The 17860-nt window shown below is 51.1% G+C and carries 19 protein-coding genes; 14 read left to right on the forward strand and 5 right to left on the reverse strand.

The genetic code is table 11. The annotated features are described in order from the left end of the window. Positions 1-4: 4 nt before the first annotated feature. Positions 5-499, forward strand: a complete 495-nt coding sequence (locus L6J37_RS08955; protein ID WP_027253958.1) for a chemotaxis protein CheW — start codon at positions 5-7, stop codon at positions 497-499. Next, entirely contained in the window at positions 499-930 is a 432-nt protein-coding gene (locus L6J37_RS08960; protein ID WP_192014717.1) for a DUF2802 domain-containing protein, read from the forward strand. The genes L6J37_RS08955 and L6J37_RS08960 overlap by 1 nt, the downstream gene beginning before the upstream one ends. 152 nt (positions 931-1082) lie before the next feature. On the opposite strand, the gene L6J37_RS08965 is transcribed toward L6J37_RS08960, so the two are convergent. Continuing rightward, positions 1083-1382, reverse strand: a complete 300-nt coding sequence (locus L6J37_RS08965; RefSeq protein WP_192014718.1) for an EscU/YscU/HrcU family type III secretion system export apparatus switch protein — start codon at positions 1380-1382, stop codon at positions 1083-1085. After that, positions 1379-2227, reverse strand: a complete 849-nt coding sequence (locus L6J37_RS08970) for a hypothetical protein (protein WP_237794815.1) — start codon at positions 2225-2227, stop codon at positions 1379-1381. Before L6J37_RS08970 ends, L6J37_RS08965 begins: the two co-directional genes overlap by 4 nt. A 108-nt stretch (positions 2228-2335) precedes the next feature. Here L6J37_RS08970 and ccmA point away from each other — a divergent pair, with 108 nt between their 5' ends. From ccmA to L6J37_RS09025, 11 genes are all read left to right on the forward strand, one after another. Further along, entirely contained in the window at positions 2336-2992 is a 657-nt protein-coding gene (gene ccmA / locus L6J37_RS08975; protein ID WP_237794816.1) for a cytochrome c biogenesis heme-transporting ATPase CcmA, read from the forward strand. Then, entirely contained in the window at positions 2992-3660 is a 669-nt protein-coding gene (gene ccmB / locus L6J37_RS08980; protein ID WP_192014721.1) for a heme exporter protein CcmB, read from the forward strand. Before ccmA ends, ccmB begins: the two co-directional genes overlap by 1 nt. Positions 3661-3706: 46 nt before the next feature. Then, a complete protein-coding gene (locus L6J37_RS08985) occupies positions 3707-4438 on the forward strand; it encodes a heme ABC transporter permease (protein WP_218383741.1) in 732 nt (243 codons plus the stop codon). A 7-nt stretch (positions 4439-4445) separates the two neighbouring features. Next, positions 4446-4652, forward strand: a complete 207-nt coding sequence (gene ccmD / locus L6J37_RS08990) for a heme exporter protein CcmD (RefSeq protein ID WP_192014723.1) — start codon at positions 4446-4448, stop codon at positions 4650-4652. Continuing rightward, the gene (gene ccmE, locus L6J37_RS08995) at positions 4649-5134 is read left to right on the forward strand and encodes a cytochrome c maturation protein CcmE (RefSeq protein WP_192014724.1); all 486 of its coding nucleotides are present in this window, start codon (positions 4649-4651) and stop codon (positions 5132-5134) included. The genes ccmD and ccmE overlap by 4 nt, the downstream gene beginning before the upstream one ends. Continuing rightward, complete coding sequence (locus L6J37_RS09000) at positions 5131-7128, forward strand: heme lyase CcmF/NrfE family subunit (protein WP_218383739.1); 1998 nt, start codon at positions 5131-5133, stop codon at positions 7126-7128. The genes ccmE and L6J37_RS09000 overlap by 4 nt, the downstream gene beginning before the upstream one ends. Further along, complete coding sequence (locus L6J37_RS09005; RefSeq protein ID WP_192014726.1) at positions 7125-7679, forward strand: DsbE family thiol:disulfide interchange protein; 555 nt, start codon at positions 7125-7127, stop codon at positions 7677-7679. Before L6J37_RS09000 ends, L6J37_RS09005 begins: the two co-directional genes overlap by 4 nt. Then, entirely contained in the window at positions 7676-8206 is a 531-nt protein-coding gene (locus tag L6J37_RS09010) for a cytochrome c-type biogenesis protein (RefSeq protein WP_192014727.1), read from the forward strand. The genes L6J37_RS09005 and L6J37_RS09010 overlap by 4 nt, the downstream gene beginning before the upstream one ends. After that, entirely contained in the window at positions 8203-9414 is a 1212-nt protein-coding gene (gene ccmI / locus L6J37_RS09015) for a c-type cytochrome biogenesis protein CcmI (RefSeq protein WP_237794817.1), read from the forward strand. The genes L6J37_RS09010 and ccmI overlap by 4 nt, the downstream gene beginning before the upstream one ends. A 74-nt stretch (positions 9415-9488) precedes the next feature. Next, a complete protein-coding gene (locus L6J37_RS09020) occupies positions 9489-10340 on the forward strand; it encodes an MlaA family lipoprotein (protein ID WP_225445038.1) in 852 nt (283 codons plus the stop codon). A gap of 411 nt (positions 10341-10751) precedes the next feature. Continuing rightward, a complete protein-coding gene (locus tag L6J37_RS09025; RefSeq protein WP_442957004.1) occupies positions 10752-13259 on the forward strand; it encodes a glycosyl hydrolase family 18 protein in 2508 nt (835 codons plus the stop codon). A gap of 99 nt (positions 13260-13358) precedes the next feature. Here L6J37_RS09025 and L6J37_RS09030 read toward each other — a convergent pair whose 3' ends face one another. The 3 genes from L6J37_RS09030 to L6J37_RS09040 form a co-directional block, all read right to left on the reverse strand. Further along, positions 13359-14603, reverse strand: coding sequence for an outer membrane protein transport protein (locus L6J37_RS09030; RefSeq protein WP_192014730.1), 1245 nt, complete (start codon positions 14601-14603; stop codon positions 13359-13361). A gap of 193 nt (positions 14604-14796) precedes the next feature. Beyond that, entirely contained in the window at positions 14797-15510 is a 714-nt protein-coding gene (locus tag L6J37_RS09035; protein WP_237794818.1) for a DUF3379 domain-containing protein, read from the reverse strand. Next, entirely contained in the window at positions 15497-16075 is a 579-nt protein-coding gene (locus L6J37_RS09040; RefSeq protein ID WP_192014732.1) for a sigma-70 family RNA polymerase sigma factor, read from the reverse strand. The genes L6J37_RS09035 and L6J37_RS09040 overlap by 14 nt, the downstream gene beginning before the upstream one ends. 466 nt (positions 16076-16541) lie before the next feature. On the opposite strand from L6J37_RS09040, the gene fadI reads away from it, so the two are divergent. Then, complete coding sequence (fadI, locus tag L6J37_RS09045) at positions 16542-17852, forward strand: acetyl-CoA C-acyltransferase FadI (RefSeq protein WP_192014733.1); 1311 nt, start codon at positions 16542-16544, stop codon at positions 17850-17852. Positions 17853-17860 lie beyond the last annotated feature (8 nt).

The raw sequence follows: 17860 nt of genomic DNA on the forward strand, positions 1-17860 counted from the left end.
CAGCATGTCGCAGGTAAGTGTTGCCGAGATTCAAAAAGAAGACAGTAACGACCAGGTATTACAGTGGGTTACCTTCCAGCTGGAAGAGGAAACCTACGGTATCAATGTAATGCAGGTTCGTGAAGTGCTGCGTTATACTGAAATCGCCCCGGTTCCGGGCGCGCCAGATTATGTGCTGGGAATTATCAACCTGCGTGGCAATGTGGTCACAGTGATTGATACCCGTGCACGGTTTGGCCTGATGTCAGGTGAGATTTCAGATAATACCCGTATCGTAATCATTGAAGCTGAAAAGCAGGTTATCGGTATTATGGTCGACAGTGTGGCAGAAGTGGTTTATCTGCGTAGCTCTGAAATCGACAGTACGCCAAGCGTGGGCACTGATGAAAGTGCCAAGTTTATTCAAGGCGTCAGTAACCGTGACAATCAACTGCTGATCCTGGTTGATCTGAACAAGCTCCTGTCTGATGAAGAATGGGAAGAGATGGCGTATCTCTGATGCCTGCTATCTTGCTTGAATGGCTGCCTTTGGTTGTTGCTTTGCTGGCAGTGGTGATAGCGGTTGTGCTGGTCCGGCGTGAGCGAAAAGCACGCCAGGATCTGGAAACCAAGTTTGCAGCAGCAGAGTTGCTGTTAAAAACCGCCAGACAGCAGCAGGAAAGCTTAACCAAACAGTTTCATGAGTTGCGTGCGGGTACGATGGCAATGAGTAATAAAATGGCCATATTAACCCGCCAGCAGGAAGAGCTGTCTGAGCGTCAGGGTGAAATGGCCATGCAGGATCCCGATGGCCGCCTGTACAGCCGCGCCAGTAAAATGGTCGAGCTGGGTGCCGATGTTAATGAGCTGATGGAAGAGTGTGATTTACCGAAAGCGGAAGCTGAATTGCTGTTGCGGTTACAGCAGCGCATGAATAAAGGCCGGCGTTAGCACTGTTGCTTGCTGGCTGTTATTTGTGGATAGCGACACCTTGCCGCTTTTATTCACGGTTTCGGTTATTCACGGCACCTGTGTATAGCTTCGGTACACGCCTTAGTACATAGCTTCAGCGCCAGATTCTGCCGCTTCACTGCACAATAGCGTCAGACGGTTTCGTTTACAGACACAGGCCCTTCCCATCCGGGAGGGGTTTTTCCGTTTAAAACCCACGAAAAAGCAATCAGTTCGGCTATGATCACGAACAGGGCGGGTGGGATGTTATCTCCGGCCTCTAGGTTATTGAGGTACTCAGCCAGTGCCGGATCCTGGTGTATCAATCCTCCCTGGGCTTTGGCCTGCTCGATGATCTCTCTTGCCCAGTCGTCATAACCTTTCGCTGACACATAAGGGGTGTTATAGCCATCGTAGCTCAACGCGATAGCCCGGTTTTGTTCTGTTGTCATACGCTGATCCTGATGCCGCATTGTGGGTGGATGTCCGGCGCTGAATCATCATGGGTTGGCGTCTGATGAAAACTCACGGACTCACAGTTAATCTCCAGCTGTTTCAGGCGACGCATCAGCTGAGGTGTTAACTGTTCAGTCAATGTCAGTATGTCTGACTGCTCGCAACTGAAAGCCAGATTGAGCTGGCTGTCCTGCCAGATGGCAGTGGCTTCTAACGTGTTCGACTCACCGACAGGTAATCCCAGTTTGACTGTCCAGGCCCGGCCGGGCGATTGCCGTTTCGAGGCTTGTTGCGATGCGTTTGAATGCACACTGAGACGGATTTCGCGGCCGTTACTTTGCGGTAAATGCAGTATAAAAGACGTGTTTTCGTCGCGTCCGGCTGGCGCACCGGCAATACGCTGCTCGGCGGCCAGGCGTATCAGTGCTTTGAGTTCGGTTTGTGAATCAGCCGGCAGGCTGGCGAGTAACCGGGCAAGCGGACTGTCGGGCTGTGTCAGCTGGGTTACCAGTGCCTTCAGGCTGTCTTTACCGGCCCCTTGCTGTAACCAGGGTGCGATATCGGCCGGCGTTCGCGGCAGCACCAGCTGAGACAGCCATGGTGCGATCGGTGAACTCTGGCCGCTCACTGCAGGAGGTAAATTGGCAAATAATCGTTGCAACACATGAAGTTGTGTTAGCAAGTGTGAAAGTTGGCTGATTTGCTGGCCGGATTGGAATACAGTTGCGCCTGCCTGAGCTTGACTTGCATGGCTGACCGAAGCGGTCTGCTGCGGCGCAGTTGCCTTCGACGCACTGGCCGCTGCTGTCGGATAAGCGGAGGATTGAGATATAGAGGTCACATTTAGATACCTTGCTGCCGGATCTATAACAGCCTGAAACTAACAAAGATCTCAGTCGCTGTGATATTATCCGAGGATTATTTGTGTCATTCAGGATGTCTCATCCCTATGTTATCAGTCAAAGGATTGAGCTGTACCCGTGATGAGCGTGTATTGTTCGATGACCTCCAATTTAATGTTGCTTCTGGCGAGCTGGTTCAGATTGAAGGCCGCAACGGGGCCGGTAAAACGACCTTATTGCGTATCATCGCTGGGCTCGGCTCTCCTGATACCGGCGATGTCTATTGGCACGATAACAAGATAGGCCATGTGCGTGAAGAGTATCATAGCCAGATGCTGTTTTTGGGACATCAAACTGGGGTCAAGCGCGAATTAACCGCCTCAGAAAACCTGGCTTTTTTCCAGGCCATGCATACGCTGGATAACAGCGAGAGACTCAGTGGTCAGGCAAGAGTGCATGGTGATGATGCTATCTGGCAGGCACTGGCCCATGTGGGGTTGGCCGGACGCGAAGATGTGCCTGCCGGACAATTGTCCGCCGGCCAGCAGCGTCGGGTGGCTTTGGCCCGCTTATGGTTAAGTAACCATCCGCTGTGGATTTTGGACGAGCCGTTGACAGCGATTGATAAACTGGGAGTAAAAGTCCTTGAGCAGCTTTTTGTTTCCCATGCTGAACGCGGCGGGATTGTGCTGCTGACGACTCACCAGGATATGTTTTCTGCGCAGAACAGATTGCGCAAGGTGACACTGGGGCAGGCGTTGTGATGTGGCATTCTATGTATCAGGTTATCCGGCGGGAATTGCTGATTGCGTTTCGTCGTCAGGCCGATGTGTTCAACCCTTTGTGGTTCTTTATTATTGTCATTACCCTGTTTCCATTGGGGATAGGGCCTGAACCGAACCTGCTGGCGCGTATCGCGCCCGGTATTATTTGGGTAGCAGCTTTACTGGCGGCTTTACTGTCACTGGAGCGTCTGTTCCGGGATGATTTTGTTGACGGCTCGCTGGAACAAATGATGCTGATGCCAACCCCGTTATCGGTATTGGCACTGGCAAAAGTCGTGGCTCACTGGTTGCTGACGGGTTTGCCGCTGATAATAATCAGTCCGTTATTGGCAGTTTTACTGTCACTCGACTGGTCAACCTGGACTGCGGTGGTATTAACCTTGCTGCTTGGCACGCCAACACTGAGCTTTTTGGGTGCGATTGGGGTTGCACTGACGGTGGGATTGCGTAAAGGTGGAGTATTATTGAGCTTGCTCATCTTACCGCTGTTTATTCCCGTGCTAATCTTTGCTACGTCGGCGATAGAGGCGGCGTCGCTGGGAATGAGTTATCAGGGGCAACTAGCTTTGATGGGAGCAATGTTAGCCGGATCAGCCACACTGGCTCCTTTTGCGATATCAGCATCATTGCGTATCAGTGTTAACTGACGCGTGAATATAACGAATATTATTATTAATCATAGAGTAAAAAACTATGTGGAAGTGGTTACATCCCTACGCTAAAGCAGAAAACTGCTACCGCCTGTGCGGAACCCTGCTGCCCTGGTTTGCGGCACTGTCTGTGATCAGCCTGATAACAGGCACTGTCTGGGGCCTGGCTTTTGCGCCAACCGATTACCAGCAGGGTGACAGTTTCCGCATTATTTACCTGCATGTACCGGCTGCTATCTGGTCCATGGGGGCTTATCTTTGGATGGCGGTAGCTGCCTTTATCGGCTTAGTCTGGCAGGTGCGCTTATCTGACATGGCAGCTGCGGCCATGGCACCGATTGGCGCTGTGTTCACCTTTATTGCATTGCTGACCGGTGCGGTATGGGGCAAACCAATGTGGGGCGCCTGGTGGGTGTGGGATGCACGTCTGACATCTGAACTGATTCTGCTTTTCCTCTATCTGGGTGTGATTGCGCTGTATAACGCTTTCGACGATCAGAAAACGGCGGCCAAAGCGGCCGGTATCCTGGCGATAGTGGGCGTGATCAATCTTCCTATCATTCATTATTCCGTTGAGTGGTGGAATACCCTGCATCAGGGTGCCACTATTACCAAATTCGCTAAACCGTCGATCGACAGTCGTATGCTGTGGCCATTACTGCTGAATATTTTGGGTTTTGCCTGTTTTTTTGGTGCGCTGACTCTGATTCGGTTACGCAATGAAATTCTGACCAGGGAAAGCCACCGCCCCTGGGTTCGTCAGTTGATTCAGTGAGGTGAGTATGCATTTCGATTCGTTCAGTGATTTCCTTGCCATGGGCGGGTATGCCGGTTATGTCTGGTCGGCCTATGGGATATCTGCTTTATCTTTGCTGATTCTTTTATGGACCAGTATCCGTAAGAGTCGTCGTCTGGCTGCTGACATTAAAAATAGAATTGCCCGCGAGCAACGCATTAAAGCGGCCGAGAATTTGGAGAATACCTTATGAACCCAAGACGCAAAAAACGCCTGACCGTGATCATTGCCTTGCTGGCCGGTCTCGGTGTGACGGTTGGCCTGACTTTGTATGCCATGAGCCAGAATATGGATCTCTTCTATACCCCAACGGAGCTGGTAGAGGGTAAACCAGATGGCACTAAACCCGAAGTGGGTCAGCGTTTACGCATTGGCGGTATGGTAGTCAAAGGCTCAGTCAGCCGTGACCCCCATTCTTTGCAGGTCAGCTTCAAAGTGGCTGATGTTGGCCCGGCCGTGACTGTGACTTATGACGGTATTTTGCCTGATCTGTTCCGCGAAGGGCAGGGGATAGTCGCTCAGGGTGTGCTGGTTGATGCCCAAACGGTGAAAGCCCATGAGGTGCTGGCTAAGCATGACGAAGAATATATGCCGCCAGAAGTGGCTGAGGCGATGCAGAAAAATCATAAGCCTCTGAAATATACCGAACAACAAATGCAAGGTAGCGTGCAATGATTGCAGAATTAGGGCAGTTCAGCCTTATCCTGGCACTGGGGTTATCGCTTCTGGTGAGTGTTTATCCACTGTATGGTGCCTATAAAGGTAACCCGGTGCTGATGCGTTTGGCCCGGCCTTTGACCTTTGGTGTCTTTGCGATGCTGCTAGTGTCTTTTGCATTGCTGTCGTGGGCCTTTTACATCAATGATTTTACTGTGACCTATGTTGCCAGTAATTCGAACAGCAATCTGCCCTGGTACTATAGGCTGACGGCGGTCTGGGGCGCACATGAAGGGTCATTGCTGCTTTGGGTCTTGATTCAGGCCACGTGGGCTGCCGCGGTGGCCATGTTCAGCCGGGGCATGCCACAGGAATCTGTGGCACGGGTGCTGGCCGTGATGGGGATGATCTCAGTTGGTTTTCTGTTATTTATCATCATCACCTCCAACCCGTTTGAGCGTACTCTGCCTTATTTTCCTGTTGATGGCCGCGATCTGAACCCCTTGCTGCAGGATCCGGGGTTAATCATTCATCCACCTATGCTGTACATGGGCTATGTTGGTTTCTCAGTAGCCTTCGCCTTTGCTATTGCCTCCTTAATGACAGGCCGGTTGGATACAGCCTGGGCGCGCTGGTCGCGGCCCTGGACAATTGCTGCCTGGTCATTTCTGACCGTAGGGATTGCTCTGGGCTCCTGGTGGGCGTATTACGAGCTGGGCTGGGGTGGCTGGTGGTTCTGGGATCCGGTCGAAAATGCCTCTTTTATGCCTTGGCTGGCTGGTACGGCGTTAATGCATTCGCTGGCAGTGACGGAGAAGCGAGGCACCTTTAAAGCCTGGACAGTGTTACTGGCAATATCGGCTTTCTCTCTGAGTTTGCTCGGAACTTTCCTGGTGCGCTCCGGCGTGCTGGTGTCAGTGCATGCCTTTGCTTCCGATCCGGCACGGGGCATGTTCATTCTGGGCTTCCTGGTGGTGGTGATCGGCGGTTCGCTCTTACTGTATGCCTTGCGTGGGGCACAGATCCGCTCCCATGGCAGTTTCAGCTTGTTTTCACGAGAGAACTTCCTGCTGGCTAATAATCTGCTGCTGATTACCGCCTTGCTGGTGGTGTTGATCGGCACCTTGTTACCCCTGGTTCATAAGCAGCTTGGTCTGGGCTCGGTATCCATTGGTGTGCCTTTCTTTAATACCTTGTTTACCTGGCTGATGATTCCGTTTGCTTTCTTTCTGGGTATTGGCCCTCTGGTGCGCTGGAAACGTGAGAATTTCTCGACTATCCGCCGGCCACTGCTGATTACCGCATTGATCACGCTGCCATTAGCCGTGTTTGCGCTGTGGCTGCGTCCCGATCCGATCCAGCCACTGGCTGTACTGGGTATGGTGATGGCATTCTGGATCATTATCCTGCAGGGGTATGAGGTTTATGAGCGCGCTACTCATCGCCATAGCCTGATGGTCGGCCTGGGTAAGCTTGGCCGCAGTCACTGGGCTATGGTACTGGGCCATATTGGTCTGGCCGTGACCTTGATCGGTATTACGCTGGTTTCCAATTACGATCTGGAGAAAGACGTTCGCCTGGCTCCCGGTCAGACAGTGACAGTCGAAGGCTTCGATTTTAAATTGTCCGGGTTGCGTAATGTCGAAGGGCCGAACTATGACGGCTTTATTGGCGACTTTGTGGTGTCTCGTAACGGTAAGCACATCGCTGAACTGCATGCCGAAAAACGTTTTTATACGGTATCGGGCTCTATGATGACCGAAGCGGCGATCGACAGTGGTGTGACCCGTGATCTCTATGTGGCGCTTGGCGAACAGCTGGATGACAGCGCCTGGGCGGTCCGTATTTACTATAAGCCGTTTGTTAACTGGTTATGGCTGGGAGCGCTTCTGATGGCACTGGGTGGCGCAATGGCCATCAGTGACAAGCGTTACCGTTTTCGTCGTCGCTTTAAAAAAGAAGTGAAAGATGAAGAGGTTGTCAGTGCCCCGCACGCAGAGGTGAATGGATGAACAAAAAACTGCTTTTTATTCCTTTAGTCCTGTTTCTGGGCCTGGTGGCTGTCTTTATGGTGCAGCTGACCCGCAATGCTGACGGAGACGATCCGACGAAGCTGGAGTCCGTCCTGGTCGGTAAGCCCGTCCCGGCCTTTCGCCTCGAAGATTTGGAAGATGCGAACAAACTGTATCAGCAGGATATTTTTCTTGGTGAGCCTCTGCTGTTGAATGTCTGGGCAACCTGGTGCCCAACCTGTTATGCAGAGCACCGTTACCTTAATGAGCTGGCCAGCCAGGGGGTCAAAATTATTGGCCTGAATTACAAAGACGAGCGCGATAAAGCCAACCGCTGGCTGAAAGATCTCGGTAATCCTTATATGCACAGCCTGTTTGATGGTAATGGCATGCTGGGTATGGATTTAGGCGTGTACGGCGCACCAGAAACCTTTCTGATCGATGCCAGTGGCGTGATCCGTTATCGCCATGTCGGCGATGTGAATCCGCAAAACTGGCAAGACACCCTCAAGCCGATTTATGAACGTCTGCAAGAGGAAGCGAAAGGATGAAACACGCAATAGCAGTATTTACGCTGCTGATCGGAAGCTGGTTTGTCGCCAGTGTGCCGGTTCAGGCCGCGATTGATGTCTACGAATTTGCGACGCCTGAACAGGAAGCCGCGTTCCAGGAATTGACAGCCACGCTGCGGTGCCCGAAATGTCAGAATAACAATATCGCAGACTCCAATGCGGAACTGGCCAAAGACATGCGCCAGAAGGCGTATGAGATGTTAAGCGAGGGAAAATCCAAGCAGGAAGTCATAGATTATATGATTGCCCGTTACGGAAACTTCGTGACTTATGATCCGCCACTTATGCCATCTACCCTGATTTTGTGGCTGGGCCCTTTGTGTTTCCTGCTTATTGGCGCCAGTGTGCTGGTCTATCGTTCCCGGAAAGGAGTGGTGGCTTCATCTCAGCCAATGGATGAAAAAGAATCTGCCCGTCTTCATGCATTACTAAATGATATTGAAAAAGAGGCAGAAAACCCGCACGCCGCCAGTGGTTCGGCAGGTGAAAGCAAGGTGAAAAAATGACGTTATTTTGGATTTCCTCCCTGATACTGGTGTTGATTGCGCTGGCTTTTTTCATTGTTCCAGCCTTTGTGGGAAGCAATCAGGATCGGGTTGCCAGCCGGGACGAACTGAACAAAGCTTTCTTTCGTGACCGGTTGGGTGAACTGAAAGAAGAGAGCAGTGAAGGACTGGTGTCGAATCCGGATGAGCTGGAAGTTGAACTGCAGCAGTCGTTGCTGGATGACGTACTGGAGACACAGGCACAGCAGAACAGTCAGTTTAAACCCTGGTTATTAATTCCCGGTATCCTGATGATTGTCGGGGTGGCGTATGGTCTTTACGGCGTCGTTGGCAATCAGCAAAAAGTGGCTGACTGGCAGCAGACGGTTTCAAAGTTGCCTCAGCTGACTCAGCGTCTGATGGGAGATAATGCTGCTCCGATGACAGATCAGGAGATGGAAGAACTGACCTTAGGACTCCGGACCCGGCTGCATGAGCGACCGGATGATGCCACCGGCTGGCTGTTGCTGGGACGAATAGGCATGGCAAACCGCGATATTGAAACGGCCCAGGGGGCAATGAAGCGCGCTCTGGATCTGGAACCGAATGATCCCAGTCTGCAACTGAGTTATGCTCAGGCTCTGATGATGGGGGGGCAGCCAGGTCAGATTCAGCTTGCCCGTAATATGCTGACGCACTTGCTGGAACGTGATCCTGATAATCTGCAGGCGTTATCCTTAATGGCATTTGATGCGTTTGAACAGGCTGATTATCAGGCTGCCATCAAATACTGGGAACAGATGAAATCGCAGCTCAGCGCAGGTGATAATCGCATCAATATGCTTGAGCGCAGTATTGCCCAGGCAAAGGTGGAGATGTCGCAGACTGCCAATCCCAGCCCGGGTGTCAGGGTGACGGTTGAGCTCGGCGCCTCGGTGAGCTTGCCGGCGCAAGGCATGGTTGTGGTGTCTGTCCATACCGCAGATGGTGCGCCCATGCCGCTGGCAGCCAGACGCCTGCCGTTATCACGCTTCCCGCTGACGCTCACCTTAACCGACAAAGACAGCATGATCCCTGATAGACTGATGTCAAAACAGTCTGAGCTGATAGTCAGGGCCAGGATCGACAGTGACGGCAACGTGGCGACAAAAGATGGCGATTGGTTTGGTGAGAGCGACATTGTGCCGTTAGGCGGAGAGACGACAATCACCATTAATACTCAGTATTAAAACATACTGGCAGTTAAGAAACAGACTGGATATCATTATCCAGTCTGTTTTGCATTTATTAAGTGGCTAACACATTGAAACCAAATCTGTTCTTATCCCTGTTACTGACATTCATCCTTATGGGATGTGCCAGCTCGCCGCCAGATCCGTCACCGGAAAAACTGGCGGGAAACGAATACGGCCTGGATGATGAGGAGCTTGAAGCTGCCGGTCTGGATGTCGAAGAGCTGGAAGCCCTGAGTGAGCCGGAAAACGCGGTTTATGACCCTTTTGAAGGGTTTAACCGTGCCATGTGGACAGTAAACTACGATTATCTTGACCCCTATTTTGTCCGCCCTGTGTCACTGGCTTATGTCGATTATGTGCCGTCACCGGTGCGTACCGGTTTAAGAAACTTCCTGTCCAACCTGGAAGAACCGGCTAACATGCTGAACAGCTTCCTGATGCAGAACCCGGAAAAGGCGGTGGATCATTTCACCCGCTTTTGGATTAACAGTATTTTTGGTCTGGGCGGGTTGATTGATATTGCGGCCGCTGCCGATATTCCGCCACCGGGAGAGCAGGCATTTCCTGATACGCTGGGTTATTACGGTGTCGGGAACGGCCCTTATTTCATGATACCCGCATACGGCCCTTTGACCTTGCGTGAAGGTGTCGGGGATCGCGTGGATGCTCTGTATTTTCCGCTCAATCTGCTGACTTTTTGGCAAAGCGTTGGCAAGTGGGCGCTGGAAGGCATGGAAGACAGGGCCAAACTGGTGGCTCAAGAACCTATGTTGAACAACTCACCGGATCCGTACGCTTTCACGCGCGATGCTTATATTCAATATAAGAACTTCAGGGCTGCGGGCAGGGAATCTGAACCCGCACAGCCGCAAAATGAAGAATATCTTGATGATTTTCTTGATGAAATAGACAGCGAATAGTCATCCGGTCTGTGTGTAAGATAAACCAGAGCAAAACTGCTCTGGTTTTTTTATACCTCTAACACAGTTTGATTTTTGTTAATTTTTTGTAAATAAAAACATTTCTGACAAAGTTAACACTTTGGCTGATTTCCAGTTTGATGAGTCCCAATAATACCGCTGCTGAGCGACACTTATTTGTAGCACTGAACTAATACCGGTCAAGCGAGTAGAATACTGCAGTAATTATCATTTCATCCCGTTCCATTGCCAGAAGTTTCATTTAGGTTGGCATAAGATCACAAAGCGCAATATCCAAAATAGAAATCCGACTTTCTTTCTTTGCGACAAAAAGAAACTGAACTATTGATTACCTAGCATGGTTTCATATCCGTGCTTTGTTACTTACTTTTTAACTCAAGGAACGAAGTAATGTTTTTCAATAAGTTAAATCCTGTCGCGGCAGGTATCGCCGTGATGACTATGTCGTGGGGAGCGATGGCAGCACCAGGCACTCCGCAAATTGCCTGGATGGAAACGGATTACGCTATCGTAGAGGTTGATCAAGCGGCTTCAGCCTATAAAAGCTTGATTACGGTTAAGCCGGCAGCGGAAGTCCCGGTTGCCTGGCAGCGTTATTCTGGTGAAACGGCTGACCTTTGGAAAGTGAAGCTCAATGGTAATGTGGTGTTTGAGCAAAGCATTGCTCCGGCATCCAGCGGAGCGGGTTCAACAACACTGTCTGTAGCCCAGGGTGGTCAGTATGCCATGACAGTTGAGCTGTGTAGTGGCGTGGGGGCGGCGCAAGCCTGTACCAGCAGTGCGGCAACGAACATTGTTGTTGCCGATACCGATGGCAGCCACTTAGATCCATTACCCATGAACGTGGATGCTAATAATGGCAATTACACAACGCCTGCGAACACTGTGGTTGGTGCTTACTTTGTCGAGTGGGGCGTCTATGGCCGTAAATTCTCGGTGGATAATATTCCGGCGCAAAACCTGACCCACATTTTGTACGGCTTTATTCCTATTTGCGGACCCAATGAATCTTTGGGCGAGATTGAAAATGGCAACAGCCTGGCCGCATTAAACCGTGCCTGTCAGGGAACGCCGGATTATGAAGTGGTGATCCATGACCCTTGGGCGGCGGTTCAGATGCCTCAGCCGCAATCAGGCCATACCCACAGCACGCCTTATAAAGGTACCTATGGTCAGATGATGGCGTTGAAACAACGTTATCCTGATCTGAAGATTGTTCCTTCTGTTGGCGGCTGGACATTGTCTGATCCCTTCTATTCTTTCACCGACAAAGCCAAGCGTGACATTTTCGTCGCCAGTGTGAAGAAATTCCTCAAAACATGGAAATTCTTCGACGGTGTTGATATCGACTGGGAATTCCCGGGCGGGAAAGGCGCGAATGCGAATCTGGGCGATCCGGTCAATGACGGCCCTGCGTATGTGGCTCTGATGCGCGAACTGCGTGTCATGCTGGATGAGCTGGAAGCCGAAACTGGCCGCCAGTACGAGCTGACATCTGCAATCGGTGTAGGCTATGACAAGATTGATGTCGTGAACTATGCCGATGCGGTTCAGTATATGGACTACATTTTCGCCATGACGTATGACTTCTTCGGCGGATGGAACAACGTTCCTGGCCATCAGACAGCACTGTTCTGCGGCAGCCACATGTCTGCTGATGTCTGTAACGGCACAGGTGTTGATGAAAACGGCGTGCCTCGTCAAGGTCCGGCTTATACTGCCGCGCACGGTATTGATCGTCTTCTGGCGCAGGGTGTTCCTGCAAACAAACTGGTACTGGGTACTGCCATGTACGCACGTGGCTGGACAGGTGTTACCGAAGCCAGCATGACAGATCCGACGAATCCAATGACAGGTACAGGCAACGGCATGGTGCCTGGTTCGTGGGAACCTGGGGTTATTGACTACAAAGACGTTGTGACTGACTACATCAATAATGCAGCAGTTACTAAGGGTTATGATGCGCAGGCAGAAGCACCCTGGGCGTACAATCCAAGCAACGGTAACCTGATCACCTATGATGACCGTCGTTCAGTGCTGGCTAAAGGTCAGTATGTCCGTAATCTGGGGCTGGCGGGCTTGTTTGCATGGGAAATTGATGCCGATAACGGCGATATTCTGAATGCGATGCAGGATTCACTGGCTGGTGGCGGTGGCAACTACGCCCCGGTAGCGAAAGCGGGTGCTGATCAAGTGGTTAATGGTGCGGCGTCTGTGACTCTGGACGGCTCTGCATCCAGCGATCGCGATGGTCAGATCGTCAGCTATCAGTGGACACAAACCAGTGGTCCGGCACTGACTCTGACCGGGTCAGATACCGCGACAGCTACCGTTGCTGTTCCTGAAGTGACGGCAGATACTCAGTATGCGTTCACGCTGACAGTCACCGACAATGCCGGTGATACCGCTACTGACAGTGTGACAGTCACAGCTAAAGCACCAGGTTCAAACACCGCACCTGTGGTGGCAGTGTCTGGTCCTGCGACAGCCAGTGCCGGTGATACTGTAGTGCTGGATGCGTCGCAATCGTCAGATGCCGACGGCGATACACTGACCTTTACCTGGACAGTGCCTGCCGGTGTTAACGCGACAGTAAATGGTGCAACAGTGAGTTTTGTTGCCGACAGCTACACAGTCGATACGCCGCTGAACTTTACCGTCGCGGTATCCGATGGGACCGATTCAGTGACAGAGTCAGCCACAGTAACGGTATTGAAAGACGGCGGCACAACTGGTTGTACCAATGCCTGGGCAACTGGTGGTGTGTATAACTCCGGTGATATCGTGACGCATTCAGGCAAGTCCTGGAAAGCGAAATGGTGGACGACTGGTGAAGAGCCAGGAACAACAGGCGAGTGGGGCGTTTGGGAAGATCTAGGCGCAGCCAACTGCCAGTAAATTCAGATACCCACCTGAAGGCTGGGAACTGATAAAATCCATAAAGAAAAGCCGCTCTAACGAGCGGCTTAGTTTTTTCAGGCAATATCCCGTTCTTAGTTAGAAAGAGCGGCTGTACTGCACACCGTACAGCAGCGCATCAGCACGGGTTGTCGCACTGATTGAGGTCGCCGCGGTTTGTTCGGTTGCGGCGATATCTTTACCCATCAGGTAGGTCAGGCCGAAATCAATCGTTGATTTAGTATCGAGATTATAGGTAAAGCCGCCAGAGAACCATTGGCGATCTGAATCTGGGACAGAAATGGAGGTTTTCTTGTCCTGAGCACTGGTGTCGTACATGTAGCCGGTACGCAAGGTCCAGTCTGAATTCAGTGTATAAGTACCACCAATCGCATAGTGCCAGCCATCCTGCCACTGGTAATCATTCAGTACTACGCCTTTGTCGGTTTTCAGCGTATCAAAGCTGCTCCACTCGATCCACTGAACACTATAGTGAACGGCGAACTGGCTGTTTAGCTGATGGAAACCGGAAAACTCAACCATATCTGGCAGCGGCATCAGCAGTTTCTGACCTTGAAGGTTCCCGCCGGCTGTCTGCGCATACATATCACCTTCGGCTTTCAGCTCGGGACTGTAATGATAAGCCAGACCAAAGCGGTTGAGGTCATTCAGTTCATAGACTGTGCCCAGGTTGAAGCCAACAGCGGTGCCGTCAACATCAACATCCAGCAGTGGGCCGGCTACACCGGTTTGTTGCTGAACCAGTCCTTCTAATGTCTGATTGGAACGCTGCAGTTTGCCCTGGCCGTAAATGATGTCTAACCCGCCGCCGACGCTCCACTGATTATTCAGTCGATAAGCTGCATTCAGAGTCAGGTTCAGGCTTTTCACATCCGTCAGGCCGCCAAACTCGTTGGCAGAGTAGCTGCTGCTGAATTCGGTCTTGGTGCCGAAGTTTGAATAAATCCCGGCACCCAGAGCCAGTTTGTCGTTGACAGGGTGCACGTAATACAAGTTAGGCACATAAGAGCTACCACCAATCTGGGCATCATCAAGAGATGATGGTCCGAAGGGGGTGGAATACTGGGCATTTTTCACTTTAATGTCGGTGTCGATAACATTCAGACCCAGTGACATCGCTGGTGCATTAAACAAGGTCATAGCCGCCGCGTTACGCGACATCACTGAAGCATTGTCAGCAATGACGGCATCACCGGCAAAAGCGCGGCCCAGGCCAGTGGCAGACTGTGAGTTAAGCTGGAATCCGGCCGCCAGTGATTGCTGCGAGGCCAGCATGACGGCGGTTGCCATCAGAGTTTTTGTAAACAGACGCTTCTTGTACATAGTTATTTTTATCCTGATCGTTTTGTGCTGACACTTTAACTGTGCCAGAGAGGCAGCGATTGTAGGAGCAGGCAAAAAAACAACAAATCAGACCAGTATATAAATCATTGTTTTATTGGATTGGACAGGGACTGACTGACGAAATGAACAGCACTTTTTTGCGGTGGTCACTGTTGGTGATACCACCGCAATGTTAAATACTGGTCCAACGCATGGCGTCTTTCAGCTGTTCGGCGACAGGCATGACATCTTCGCCTTTGTTACCCACCACTATCAGGCTGGCGTTCTGAGAAGGCATGACAACACCGCGCATATTGCTGTCTTCGAAGCTTTTCATGGTGTTGGAGGATTGGGGCACGACAAAAACAGTAATTTTTCCGTGCTTACCGCCGATGACCATATGTAAGGCTTCACCGCCATCAAAACCACAATGATTGAGATAGTAAACATGAGAAGGCAAACCGCTGAGTTCAGGCCCGAAAGGTTTGAGTTTGGCGTTAACCTGAGTCAATGACACCCCTTCGTCAACCTGGTCGACAAAAGCGGCTTCGTTATAAATATGCGCCAGCGCAACCTGACCCATGTCTTTGGCGGGATTCAGCGAAAACCCGGGCTGAAACTGACCGATTAACAACCCGCACAGGAAAGCCACAGAAGCCGCTATGGCTAAATGACGGCGCACTTTTTTCTCGGCCTTATAGCCTTGCCCGGATTGGCGGAACAGGATTTTATCGGCCAGATCTTCCGGCACATCCACTTTCATCGCTGCAGACAGCTTGCTGTCTAATTGCTGTAACTCATCGTGAAGTTTACGGTTAGCAATTGACGCATTTTTCGTAGCGACCATTTCTGGACTCTGATCATTAGGATCTGCCAAAATTCGGCGACGAAATTCAAGATCGTCCATTCTGGTGGCCCCTCCGCTCGGTTTGCTTTTCTAAAGCATCTTTTAACTGGTTACGCGCTCTGAACAATCGGGTCATCACTGTGTTTCTGTTCAGTCCAAGGATATTAGCAATTTCATCACCGTTGAATCCAGCCATGACCTGTAAAACTAAAGGTTCCCGGTATTCGGACGGCAGCTGTTTAATCATATGTTGTAGCTGGCCAAGTTCTGACTCGTTTAAACCGCCTGCGTCGGTGCCATGATCATCCGCAATGGGGTGATCGTCGATGTCGACCAAATCGAGCTGTTTGCGCTCAAAACGCCGGGCATTTTCGCGACGCAGGATGGTGATAAGCCAGGCTTTGGCCGCACTGTCATCGTTGAGGCTGTCTAGCGATCGCCATGCGCGCAGGCAGGTTTCCTGCACCAAATCTTCGGCAATATGCTGATCATGGCACAGCCAGTAGGCGTACCTGTAAAGGTCTTTGTGCCAGGCCCTGACCAGGGCTTCATAGCGTGTCTGTTTATTCATATCCACAGAGACCGAGGCATCTGTGTTTTTCTTGCGAAAAAATTGCTTAATCATGATGTAGCCCGTCCGTATCCTTTGAGCCGTAGTCAATAATACGGGAGATAACAGGAATTGGATTCATAAAATAGACTGTTGTGTTATTGATTTCCCTCAATATCTGTCAGCCCGCTTTCGTTATAGTAGCAGTGTTATCGGGTCTGACCCCTGATAACGTCCTTTACGGACTGAGTATACCCTTCAACTACTTGCGCGCGGAAAGTGTCAGTATTTCAATTGATAACTCAATAAGGAATGTTGAACGTTATTGTTCGCTATTGCTATCAAATTTGCACAAACGACTGACACGTTGAGTTTGTTAACCATACCATAGCGGTGTGGTTTTTTTTTGCGCTATGTTTTAACTCCTTACACTTTTCATTGTTTTTGGTTGCTCCAACTTCTTAAACATTAATTTGAATTAAATAACAATGCCGTTACAATCGGTGTGGTCTGACCTCTACCATATTGATAAGGAGCCGCGATGACACGTCGCCAGAATCTCACGACCCAACAGGGTGAACGCATCGCTGTCGTAACAGGATTACGTACCCCTTTTGCCCGCCAGGCTACAGCCTTTAACGGTGTCCCGGCACTGGATCTAGGCAAGATGGTGGTCAATGAAATGCTGCAAAAGATTGATTTTGATCCCGCTTTGATTGAGCAGGTCGTGTTCGGTCAGGTCGTGCAGATGCCTGAAGCACCGAATATTGCCCGTGAAATCGTGCTGGGAACGGGGATGAATATTCACACCGATGCTTACAGTGTGACCCGAGCGTGTGCAACGAGTTTTCAGGCTGCGGCGAATGTTGCTGAGAGTATCATCTCGGGCACCATTGATATCGGGATCGCAGGCGGTGCGGATTCCTCATCGGTATTACCTATTGGTGTGTCTAAAAAACTGGCTGCCACTTTATTGGCGCTCAGCAAAGCGAAAACCATGAGCAAAAAAATGGGCCTGCTCAGTAAGCTCAGCCTGAAAGATTTAATGCCAGTTCCGCCTGCTGTGGCCGAATACTCAACAGGCTTGAGTATGGGCCAGACAGCAGAGCAAATGGCAAAAACGCACGGAATCAGCCGTGAAGAGCAGGATGCACTGGCCCACCGTTCACACAGCCTGGCAGCCCAGGCGTGGCGGGATGGGTTGATTCAGGGTGAAGTGATTACCGCTTTCCCGGAACCTTATCGTCAGTGGATCGATAAAGACAACAATATTCGCGAAGATTCCTCGGTAGAAGGCTACGCTAAATTGCGTCCGGCTTTTGACCGTAAATTTGGCACAGTGACGGCCGCTAACAGTACGCCGCTGACCGACGGTGGTGCGGCTGTGCTGCTGATGCGTGAAGGACGGGCAAAAGAGCTGGGCCTGAAACCGCTGGGCTATATTCGTTCTTATGCCTTTTCTGCGATAGGCGTAGAGCAGGATATGCTGATGGGGCCATCTTATGCGACACCGCTGGCCCTGGACCGTGCCGGTCTGACACTCTCAGATCTGACCCTGATTGAGATGCATGAGGCATTCGCCGCTCAAACTCTGGCGAATGTGAAAATGTTTGCTTCGAAGAAGTTTGCACAGGAAAAACTCGGTCGCAGTGAGGCGATTGGTGAGATCGACATGGATAAATTCAATGTCCTGGGTGGTTCGCTGGCATATGGTCACCCCTTTGCCGCCACCGGCGCGCGAATGATTACACAAACGCTGCGCGAGCTGCAGCGTCGCGGTGGCGGTCTGGCACTCAATACCGCCTGTGCCGCCGGCGGTTTGGGTGCTGCCATGATCCTGGAGACTGAATAATGACGGAT

The organism is Photobacterium sp. WH77 (assembly GCF_022014395.1).
Classification (GTDB): domain Bacteria; phylum Pseudomonadota; class Gammaproteobacteria; order Enterobacterales; family Vibrionaceae; genus Photobacterium; species Photobacterium arenosum.

Bases quoted from the DNA above. Each gene is read 5' to 3' on its own strand.
- L6J37_RS08965 (WP_192014718.1), bottom strand. From the start codon at position 1,382: ATGACAACAGAACAAAACCGGGCTATCGCGTTGAGCTACGATGGCTAT.
- L6J37_RS09005 (WP_192014726.1), top strand. From the start codon at position 7,125: ATGAACAAAAAACTGCTTTTTATTCCTTTAGTCCTGTTTCTGGGCCTG.
- L6J37_RS09025 (WP_442957004.1), top strand. From the start codon at position 10,752: ATGTTTTTCAATAAGTTAAATCCTGTCGCGGCAGGTATCGCCGTGATG.
- L6J37_RS08960 (WP_192014717.1), top strand. From the start codon at position 499: ATGCCTGCTATCTTGCTTGAATGGCTGCCTTTGGTTGTTGCTTTGCTG.
- L6J37_RS09040 (WP_192014732.1), bottom strand. From the start codon at position 16,075: ATGATTAAGCAATTTTTTCGCAAGAAAAACACAGATGCCTCGGTCTCT.
- L6J37_RS09035 (WP_237794818.1), bottom strand. From the start codon at position 15,510: ATGGACGATCTTGAATTTCGTCGCCGAATTTTGGCAGATCCTAATGAT.
- ccmB (WP_192014721.1), top strand. From the start codon at position 2,992: ATGTGGCATTCTATGTATCAGGTTATCCGGCGGGAATTGCTGATTGCG.
- fadI (WP_192014733.1), top strand. From the start codon at position 16,542: ATGACACGTCGCCAGAATCTCACGACCCAACAGGGTGAACGCATCGCT.
- L6J37_RS09000 (WP_218383739.1), top strand. From the start codon at position 5,131: ATGATTGCAGAATTAGGGCAGTTCAGCCTTATCCTGGCACTGGGGTTA.
- L6J37_RS09010 (WP_192014727.1), top strand. From the start codon at position 7,676: ATGAAACACGCAATAGCAGTATTTACGCTGCTGATCGGAAGCTGGTTT.
- ccmE (WP_192014724.1), top strand. From the start codon at position 4,649: ATGAACCCAAGACGCAAAAAACGCCTGACCGTGATCATTGCCTTGCTG.
- ccmD (WP_192014723.1), top strand. From the start codon at position 4,446: ATGCATTTCGATTCGTTCAGTGATTTCCTTGCCATGGGCGGGTATGCC.
- ccmA (WP_237794816.1), top strand. From the start codon at position 2,336: ATGTTATCAGTCAAAGGATTGAGCTGTACCCGTGATGAGCGTGTATTG.
- L6J37_RS08985 (WP_218383741.1), top strand. From the start codon at position 3,707: ATGTGGAAGTGGTTACATCCCTACGCTAAAGCAGAAAACTGCTACCGC.
- L6J37_RS09030 (WP_192014730.1), bottom strand. From the start codon at position 14,603: ATGTACAAGAAGCGTCTGTTTACAAAAACTCTGATGGCAACCGCCGTC.
- L6J37_RS08955 (WP_027253958.1), top strand. From the start codon at position 5: ATGTCGCAGGTAAGTGTTGCCGAGATTCAAAAAGAAGACAGTAACGAC.
- ccmI (WP_237794817.1), top strand. From the start codon at position 8,203: ATGACGTTATTTTGGATTTCCTCCCTGATACTGGTGTTGATTGCGCTG.